6 protein-coding genes are annotated in these 8,071 nt (G+C 70.3%); 4 read left to right on the top strand and 2 right to left on the bottom strand.

Annotation, left to right across the window (positions count from 1 at the left end):
* Positions 1-170 precede the first annotated feature (170 nt).
* Together ACFW9O_RS35445 and ACFW9O_RS35440 are read right to left on the bottom strand one after the other, a co-directional pair.
* Positions 171-1,940 carry an MFS transporter gene (locus ACFW9O_RS35445; RefSeq protein WP_384615170.1) on the bottom strand — a complete coding sequence of 590 codons (1,770 nt, stop codon included), beginning with the start codon at positions 1,938-1,940 and terminating at the stop codon, positions 171-173.
* A 98-nt stretch (positions 1,941-2,038) separates the two neighbouring features.
* Entirely contained in the window at positions 2,039-3,085 is a 1,047-nt protein-coding gene (locus ACFW9O_RS35440; RefSeq protein ID WP_384615168.1) for a CaiB/BaiF CoA transferase family protein, read from the bottom strand.
* Positions 3,086-3,267: 182 nt separating this feature from the next.
* On the opposite strand from ACFW9O_RS35440, the gene ACFW9O_RS35435 reads away from it, so the two are divergent.
* The 4 genes from ACFW9O_RS35435 to ACFW9O_RS35420 all read left to right on the top strand — a co-directional run bounded on the left by ACFW9O_RS35435 (position 3,268) and on the right by ACFW9O_RS35420 (position 7,988).
* On the top strand, positions 3,268-4,494 hold the full coding sequence (locus ACFW9O_RS35435) for a cytochrome P450 (protein WP_384615166.1): 1,227 nt from the start codon (positions 3,268-3,270) through the stop codon (positions 4,492-4,494).
* Between the two features lie 76 nt (positions 4,495-4,570).
* Positions 4,571-5,692, top strand: coding sequence for an epoxide hydrolase family protein (locus tag ACFW9O_RS35430; RefSeq protein WP_384615164.1), 1,122 nt, complete (start codon positions 4,571-4,573; stop codon positions 5,690-5,692).
* Positions 5,693-5,724: 32 nt separating this feature from the next.
* Positions 5,725-6,969 (top strand): cytochrome P450, encoded by a 1,245-nt coding sequence (locus tag ACFW9O_RS35425; RefSeq protein WP_384615162.1) that lies wholly within the window; start codon positions 5,725-5,727, stop codon positions 6,967-6,969.
* Positions 6,966-7,988: an NADP-dependent oxidoreductase gene (locus ACFW9O_RS35420; protein ID WP_351181341.1), complete on the top strand. Its 1,023-nt coding sequence runs from the start codon at positions 6,966-6,968 to the stop codon at positions 7,986-7,988. The genes ACFW9O_RS35425 and ACFW9O_RS35420 overlap by 4 nt, the downstream gene beginning before the upstream one ends.
* Positions 7,989-8,071 lie beyond the last annotated feature (83 nt).

Here is an 8,071-nt window from a genome sequence, read left to right as displayed (position 1 = left end):
CACGTACGAGCCCTCACGCGAGGCCGTTCGTCACACGGAACCCGGGCCCGAGCCGGTACGCCCCGTCGCACCGGCCCCCGTGTTCGTCGAGGCGGGCCCCCCCCCCCGCCGCGCGGGCGGGGGCGGGCCCCCCCCCCCCCCCCCGCACCGTGAGCGGGGGTGTTACGGGGTCAGGAAGCCGGGGCGGCCTCGGGGGCCTTGCCGGGCTCCTCCTCGTCCTCGGGGGCTTCCAGCCTCATCTGCCGCGGGATCGCGAGCATCAGGAGGAAGGCGAGGACGACGACTCCGCCGAAGACCCACAGGGTGGTCTGCAGGCTGCCGGCGAAGGAGGTACCGGTGGCGTCCTTGGCGTAGCCGGCCAGGACCGGGGCCGCCTGCTGGTTCTGGAGTGCGGGAACGGCGCAGCTCTCCGGGACGACGGCCGGGTCCTTCTCCTCGACCCGGTCGACCGCGCACGTCCGGTAGGCCGCGACGGTGGTGTCCGCCTCGCCCGGGGTGAGCCCGGCGGTGGCGACGAGTTCCTTGCGCAGTTCGGAGGCCTGGTCGTCGATCGCCGTTCCGGTGTTGCCCACCAGTCCGGCGAAGAAGACGACGCTGACCAGGGCGCCGCCGACGGCGAACCCGAGCTGGGCATTGGTGTGGACGATGCCGGAGGCGGAGCCCGCGTCCTTCTGCGGCACCTCGGAGATCACGATCTGCGGCAGCGGGGCCGCGATCAGACCGAAGCCGAGACCGATCAGCAGCATCGGCACCACGAGCTGCCAGGAGCTGATGCCGCTGCCGTACTCGCCGGCCGCCCACAGGAAGGCCAGCGCACCGATCACGGTGACGACCGCGCCGGACTGCAGCACCTTGCGGCCGAACTTGGGCACCAGGACGACCATGGCCGCCGAGGAGGTGAGGAAGGCACCGATGCAGAACGGGAGGCTCGTGAGCCCCGAGCGCATCGGCGACCAGCCGAGGCCGACCTGCATGTAGACGGTCCAGCCGATGTTGAACATGCCGATGCCGATGTAGAAGGCGAGGTTCACGCCGAGCCCGGAGGAGAAGCTGCGGATGCGGAACAGCGCCAGCTCCACGAGCGGTGAGCCGTCCAGGAGGGTCTTCTTCTTCTGCCACAGGATGAAGGCGCCGAGCACCGGCACCGATGCGGCCATCGACACGAAGCCCCACAGCGGCCAGCCCAGTTCGCGGCCCTGGAGCAGCGGGAAGATCAGCAGGAGCAGACCGGCGGTGGCGAGGACGACGCCCCTGACGTCGAGCTTCAGGGCATGCGGTGCCTTGGACTCGCGGAGCACGCGCGGGGCGTAGATGAGCCCGAGGATGCCGACCGGGATGTTGATGAGGAAGATCAGCCGCCAGCCGAGGCCGAAGAGGTCCCACTCGGCCAGCGGTCCGCCCGCGCCCATGCCGACCGCGGCGGCCACACCGGCCACACCGCCGTACATGGCGAAGGCCCCGGCCCGCTCCTTGGCGGAGAAGGTGACGTGGATGATGGCGAGGATCTGCGGAACCATGATTCCGGCGAAGGCACCCTGGATCATGCGGGACGCGACCAGCTGCCAGGGCTCCTGAGCGAGTCCGGCTCCCAGCGATGCGACCGTGAAGCCGACGACGCCGAGGAGGAACATCCGCTTGCGGCCGTAGATGTCGCCCAGCCGGCCGCCGAGGATCAGCAGCAGCGCGAAGCTGAGCTGATAGCCCACCAGCACCCACTGGATGATGGAGTAGCCGCCGCCGATGCCCTGCTGGATGGCCGGGGCCGCCACGTTCGCGATGGTGCCGTCCAGCATGTCCATGAAGGCGGCGACGAGCAGCACCAGCAGGGCCATCCAGCGCTTCGGGTCGGGCGGCGCCGCACCGGTTCGCTTGTCCGCAGCCGTCTCGTCCCTTGCCACCTCCGTCTCCGTGGACGGAGCCTGCTCGGAGGAAATAGCCATGGTGTACCTCTCAGATCTTGGGGGGACCGGGACAGTCCTTGGGGGGTTCCGCAGGTGGCTGGACAGCCTTGGACCATCGGACGGCAGGATGCCCGGTGTCAGTGGAATTCCACTGGAGTGCGGCTGAACCGCGGGGCCACCGCGGCAGGGCCGCTTCCGCGTGCCAGGTGGTGCGGATGGGATGCCGCCTCCGCGGCGCTCAGCACCGGCGTCACGCACGCTTCGGTGCCTTCGAACAGCTGCGCCCAGTGATCCCGTTCCCCGGTGATGAAGCGGCTCGCGAACTCCCTGCGCAGTGCCGGCCAGTTGTGCGGTTCGTCCCGGTCGGGCAGGGCCGCGCCCGCCAGTCCGAGGCCGTGCAGCAGCGCGGCGTAGAAGCGGTCCTCCAGGGCGCCGACGGCCACGTAGCCGCCGTCGGCGCACGCGTAGGTGGTGTAGAACGGCGCTCCGCCGTCCAGCAGGTTCGCTCCGCGCTCGTGCCGCCACTGGCCGGCCGCCTCCATGCCGACCAGCATGCCGAGCATCGCCCCGGCACCGTCCACGATCGCGGCGTCGACGACCTGCCCCCGGCCGGTCCGCTGCCGCTCGTACACGGCCGCGAGGACCCCTGCGACCAGGAACATCGAGCCGCCCGCGAAGTCCCCCAGGAAGTTCACCGGGACGACGGGCGGACCGCCGGCCTCACCGATCGCGTACAACGCACCGCTGAGTGCCAGGTAGTTGATGTCGTGTCCGGGGGTCCTGGCGAGCGGTCCCTCCTGCCCCCAGCCCGTCATCCGGGCGTAGACGAGGGCGGGATTGCGGTCCAGGCACACGTCGGGGCCGATGCCGAGCCGCTCGGCCACCCCCGGTCTGAAGCCCTCGACCAGGATGTCGGAGCTTTCCAGGAGGTTCAGGAGCTCCGCGATGTCGTCGGGGCTCTTCAGGTCCAGTGCGATGCGGTGGCGTCCGCGGTCCAGGACCTGGTGCCACTGTTCGAAGGAGCGGCGGCCGTCGGCCCGGTCGACCCGGATCACCTCGGCGCCCAGGTCGGCCAGCACCATGCAGGCGAAGGGCGCCGGCCCGATCGCCGCCAGTTCGACCACTCTCAGCCCGCTCAGGGGCCCGGTCGCGGCGGACCGGCCCTCACTCGCTGCTATGCCCATCCCGGGAGGCTAGGAAGCCTGTCCGGAAACCGGCTCGGGCCGCGCTCGCGCCGTGCTCGTACCGCGGCGCACGGACTCTAGCTGTGCCCGAGCGGCCGCTGGCACCGTACACCGGGAACTTTGTGCCGTCGGAAACCCGACGTTCTTCACGAGGAACGATTCCCCACGAGGAAGGATCCACTGTGACAACCAGTGCTACGGAGCCGGGCACCGCCGAGGCGGAGACAAGCACCTTCCCCTACAAACGGCAGTGCCCCTTCACTCCTCCGAAGGAGTACGCGGAGATCGTCGAGAAGGACGTCTCCCAGGTCACGCTGTCCGGATCCGGCCTCCGCATCTGGACGGTCGCGGGCTACGAGACGATCCGGCAGCTGCTGACGGACCCCCGGGTCAGCGCCTCGCGCCGGCACGACAACTTCCCCTTCTACTTCATCGCCCCGCCGGAGTACCGCACCGAGACGTCCTTCATCGGCTACGACGGCAAGGCGCACAGCGACACCCGCCGCAAGGCCGCCCTGACGTTCACCAGCCGCCAGGTGCGCCGGCTGCGGCCCCGGATCGAGGAGATCGTCGACGACCACCTCGACAAGCTGCTGGCGATGGAGCCCGGGGTGGACTTCCACCACGCGTTCTCGCTGCCGGTGCCGATGACCGTCATCTGCGAGCTGCTGGGCATTCCGCAGGACCGGCACGAGTTCTTCATCAAGCACGGCACGGCACTGCTCGGAGGGCACAGTTCCACCGAGGAGCGCCAGGCCGCGATCGTCGAGGTGAACGCGTACGTCAGCGACCTCATCCAGCTGAAGAAGAGCGAACCGGGCGAGGACCTGCTCAGCCGTGCGATGGCCGACTACGAGGCGTCCGGCGAGGAGTACACCGACCGCGACCTGTTCAACATGGTCCGGCTCCTGATGAACGGCGGCCACGAGACCACGGCCAGCCAGATCTCGCTCGGCACGGCCTGCCTGCTGGAGAACCCCGACCAACTGCAACTCCTGTTGAACGACCCCTCACTGGTCAAGCCGGCCGTCGAGGAGCTGGTGCGGTTCGCGACCATCGGTGACACCGCGGTGCCCCGGGTCGCGCTGGAGGACATCGAGATCGGCGGCTCGGTCATCCGCAAGGGCGACGGCATCCTCTGCCTCGGCCTCGCCGCGAACCGGGACCCCGAGGTGTTCCCCGAGCCGGAGAAGCTCGACATCACGCGCGGCAGCCGCAAGCACCTGGGCTTCGGGCACGGCGTGCACCACTGCATCGGCGCGGACCTCGCCCGGCTGGAGCTGGAGATCGTGTGGAGCAAGCTGTTCCAGCGCATTCCGACGCTGCAGCTCGCCAAGCCCTTCCTCGAGATACCCCGTAAGGAGGGCGCAGTGATCTACGGGCTGTGGGAGCTGCCGGTCACGTGGTGAGGTCGACCCGTGCTCGAGCAGCCATCCGTAGCGTGCCGTGGCACAGCACCCCGGCGGCAGTCCAGGAGGAAGACGTATGAGCACGGCACTCACGCCTTTCCGGGTCGGGTTCCCCGACGCGGATCTCGCCGACCTCGGCGAGCGGCTGTCCCGGACCCGGTGGCCCGACAAGGAGACGGTCGGTGACTGGTCGCAGGGTGTGCCGCTGGCCTACCTCCAGGAGCTCGCCGAGTACTGGCGCAGCACCTACGACTGGCGGGCGGCCGAGGCGCGGCTGAACGCGCTGCCGCAGTACCGCACCGAGATCGACGGCCTCGGCATCCACTTCCTGCACGTGCGCTCGCGCCACCCGCAGGCGAAGCCGCTGCTGCTCAGCCACGGCTGGCCCGGATCCGTCATCGAATTCCTGGACATCATCGGCCCGTTGACGGACCCCGAGGACCCGGCGGACGCCTTCCACGTGGTCTGTCCGTCGCTGCCGGGCTTCGGCTTCAGCGACAAGCCGGACGACGTGGGCTGGACGGTGGAGCGCACCGCGGCCGCCTGGGCGGAGCTGATGAACCGGCTCGGATACGAGCGGTACGCGGCGCACGGCACCGACTGGGGCTCCTTCCTGACCGGGATCCTGGGCGAGAGCGACGCGGAGCACCTGGTGGGCATCCACCTGGCGATGCCCTTCGCCCGGCCGCCGCAGGAACAGGTGGAGCTGGACGAACGGGATCTGGCCGGCCTCGCCGCGCTCAAGGAGTTCCAGACCCACGAAGGCGCGTACTCCGTGCTGCAGGCCACGCGTCCGCAGACACTCGGGTACGGACTCTCCGACTCGCCCGTCGGCCAGTTGGCCTGGATGATCGAGAAGTACTGGGCCTGGAGCGACCACGACGGCGACGTCGAGAAGGTCATCCCCCGCGACCGGCTGCTGGACGCCGTGACGCTCGCCTGGCTGGCCGGCACCGGCACCTCGTCCGCCCGCATCTACTGGGAGAGCCACAACAAGATGGCGCTCGGCCGGGTCGACGTGCCCACGGCCTGTTCCGTCTTCCCCAAGGACGCCCGCATGCCGCGCGCCTGGTGCGCGCACCGCTTCACCGATCTGCGGCGCTGGACCGACCACGAGCACGGCGGGCACTTCCCCGCCCTGGAGCAGCCGGAGCTGCTCGTCGACGAGCTGCGTTCCTTCTTCCGCGCGCTGACCTGAGACCCGAGACCTTCCGTCTGGAGGCACTGCCCATGACCGCCCGAACGACCGGGGTGAGTGAAGACCTGCCCGAATTCCCGTTCCCGGGTACGAGTTACCGGGGCCCCGACCCGATCTTCACGCAGTTGCGCGCGGAGCGGCCCGTCGCGCGGGTGCGGTGGAGCGGAGGCGGTCATGCCTGGCTGGTGACCCGCCACGAGGACATCAAGTCGGTACTGGACGACACCCGTTTCAGCCGCGCGGCCTCGTACGCGCCGGACGCCCCCACCTTCAGCGGGCTGTTCCAGGCCCCGCCGGGAATGATCATCTCGCTGGACCCGCCGGACCACACCCGGCTGCGCGTTCTGGCCGAGCAGGCGTTCTCGCCGGCACGGATCCAGGGGATGCGGCCCCGGGTGCGGGAGCTGGCGGGCCGGCTGCTGGACGCGCTGGACAAGGAGTCGGACGGCGGCCCGGTGGACCTGGTCGAGGGCTTCGCCGCTCCGCTGGCCATGGCCGTTATCTGTGAGCTGCTGGGTGTGCCCGAGCAGGACAGGGACCAGTTCCTCACGTGGGTACGCCAGTTCGCCGACGTCTCGGGTCCCGAGGAGCTGGCCGTCGAGGGCCGCGAGAACCTCGGTGCCTACATCGCCGGGCTGGTGGCAGGCAAGCAGGCGAAGCCCGCCGACGACGTGCTCTCCGCCCTGATCACCGCCCGTGACGGCGAGGACCGGCTCGGCTTCGAGGAGCTGGTCGGGCTCGGCTACACCCTGCTGGGCGGCGGTTTCGACTCGGCGGCCGGCCAGATCTCCAACTTCGCCCTGACGCTGCTCGACCGCCACACCGACGTCTGGCGCCGGCTCGGCGAGCACCCGGAGGACGTCCCGGCGGCGCTGGAGGAGCTTCTGCGTACGGTCAATCTGACCGGCAACGACACCTCCGGGCTGCCGCGTATCGCCACGGAGGACGTGGAGATCGGGGGCGCTGTCATCCCCGCCGGGGACGCCGTGTTCCTCTCCTTCGCCTCCGCCAACCGCGACGGGTCGGTGTTCGCCGACCCGGAGACCCTCGACTTCGGCCGGACCGACAATCCCCACCTCGCCTTCGGGTACGGCATCCATCACTGCCTGGGGGCTCCACTGGCCCGGGTCGAGCTCGCCGTCGCCCTGGAGGAGCTGACCGGCCGCTACCCCGACGCGCGGCTGGCCGTGCCGGAGAGCGAGCTGCTCTGGAGGGCCGGCGATGTGAACCACAACCTGGTCAGCCTCCCCGTCCACCTGAGAAGGAGCACCACATGAGCAGCGTCGAACTTCCCGCCGTCAGCAGGGAGGTCCGTCTGGCGGCCTACCCGGCCGGCGAAGTCACCCTGGAGCACTTCGAGTTCGGTGAGTCGGAGCTGTCCGCGCCGGCCGACGGCGAGGTCGTCGTACGCAACGACTGGATGACGCTCGGCTCGGTGGCCCGTGACCAGATGAACCCCGACACGAAGCTGCCGATCCCGGTCTTCCAGCCTGGCGTCGCGATGTGGGGCCGTACCGTCGGGACGGTCGTCGCGTCCAACAGCGACACCCTCGCCGTCGGCGATCTCGTGGAGCACTTCTCCGGCTGGCGCGACTACGCCGTCGGCAACGCCCACGGGTTCTTCAAGCGTGACCGCTCCCTCCTGCCCGGCCCGGAGTACTTCCTGTCCCAGGGGCCGACGGCCTGGCACGGCATGGTCGGTACGGCGGCGGTGGCCGAGGGCGACACGGTGTTCGTGTCGGGAGCCACCAACGGTGTCGGCGCGCTCGCCGGTCAGATAGCGAAGCTGCGGGGCGCCAAGCGGGTCATCGGCAGCACCGGGTCCAAGGAGAAGATCGACTTTCTGGTCCAGGAGCTCGGCTTCGACGCCGCGTTCGACTACCACGAGGGGCCGGTCGCCGAGCAGCTCGCGGCACTGGCACCCGACGGCCTCGACGTGGTCTTCGACAACGTGGGCGGCGAGCAGTTCGAGGCAGCTGTCCAGGTCGCCGCCCGCGGGGCGCGGTTCGCGCTGTGCGGTGCCCTGTCCGGGCAGCACGGCGCCGGTGACGGCGGCAGCCCCCGGCTGCCTCTGATGTCCGCCATCACCAAGGACCTGACGCTGCGCGGCTTCGCGACGCTGCACACGCCCGACCAGATCGAGGGCTGGAACGCCCAGTTCAGCACCTGGCTGCGCGAGGAGCGCATCGTCTTCCCGCACACGGTCGTCGAGGGCGGGGTCGCGGAGCTGCCGGAGGCGTTCGTGGCTCTGCTCGGCCGGAAGTACAGCGGCACGGTACTGGTCAGGATGAGCTGAGACCGGTCGGTGTGCTGCGGTGGTGCCCCGGGGTGCGTGTCCCGGGGCACCACCGTCGTTTCATGGATACGAGGAAAGGATCC

The organism is Streptomyces sp. NPDC059499, from assembly GCF_042749285.1.
GTDB lineage: Bacteria > Actinomycetota > Actinomycetes > Streptomycetales > Streptomycetaceae > Streptomyces.
Note: the sequence above shows the minus strand (reverse complement) of the source record. Positions and strands in the feature narration are given on the sequence as shown.

Bases quoted from the DNA above. Each gene is read 5' to 3' on its own strand.
- ACFW9O_RS35445 (WP_384615170.1), bottom strand. From the start codon at position 1,940: ATGGCTATTTCCTCCGAGCAGGCTCCGTCCACGGAGACGGAGGTGGCA.
- ACFW9O_RS35440 (WP_384615168.1), bottom strand. From the start codon at position 3,085: ATGGGCATAGCAGCGAGTGAGGGCCGGTCCGCCGCGACCGGGCCCCTG.
- ACFW9O_RS35430 (WP_384615164.1), top strand. From the start codon at position 4,571: ATGAGCACGGCACTCACGCCTTTCCGGGTCGGGTTCCCCGACGCGGAT.
- ACFW9O_RS35425 (WP_384615162.1), top strand. From the start codon at position 5,725: ATGACCGCCCGAACGACCGGGGTGAGTGAAGACCTGCCCGAATTCCCG.
- ACFW9O_RS35420 (WP_351181341.1), top strand. From the start codon at position 6,966: ATGAGCAGCGTCGAACTTCCCGCCGTCAGCAGGGAGGTCCGTCTGGCG.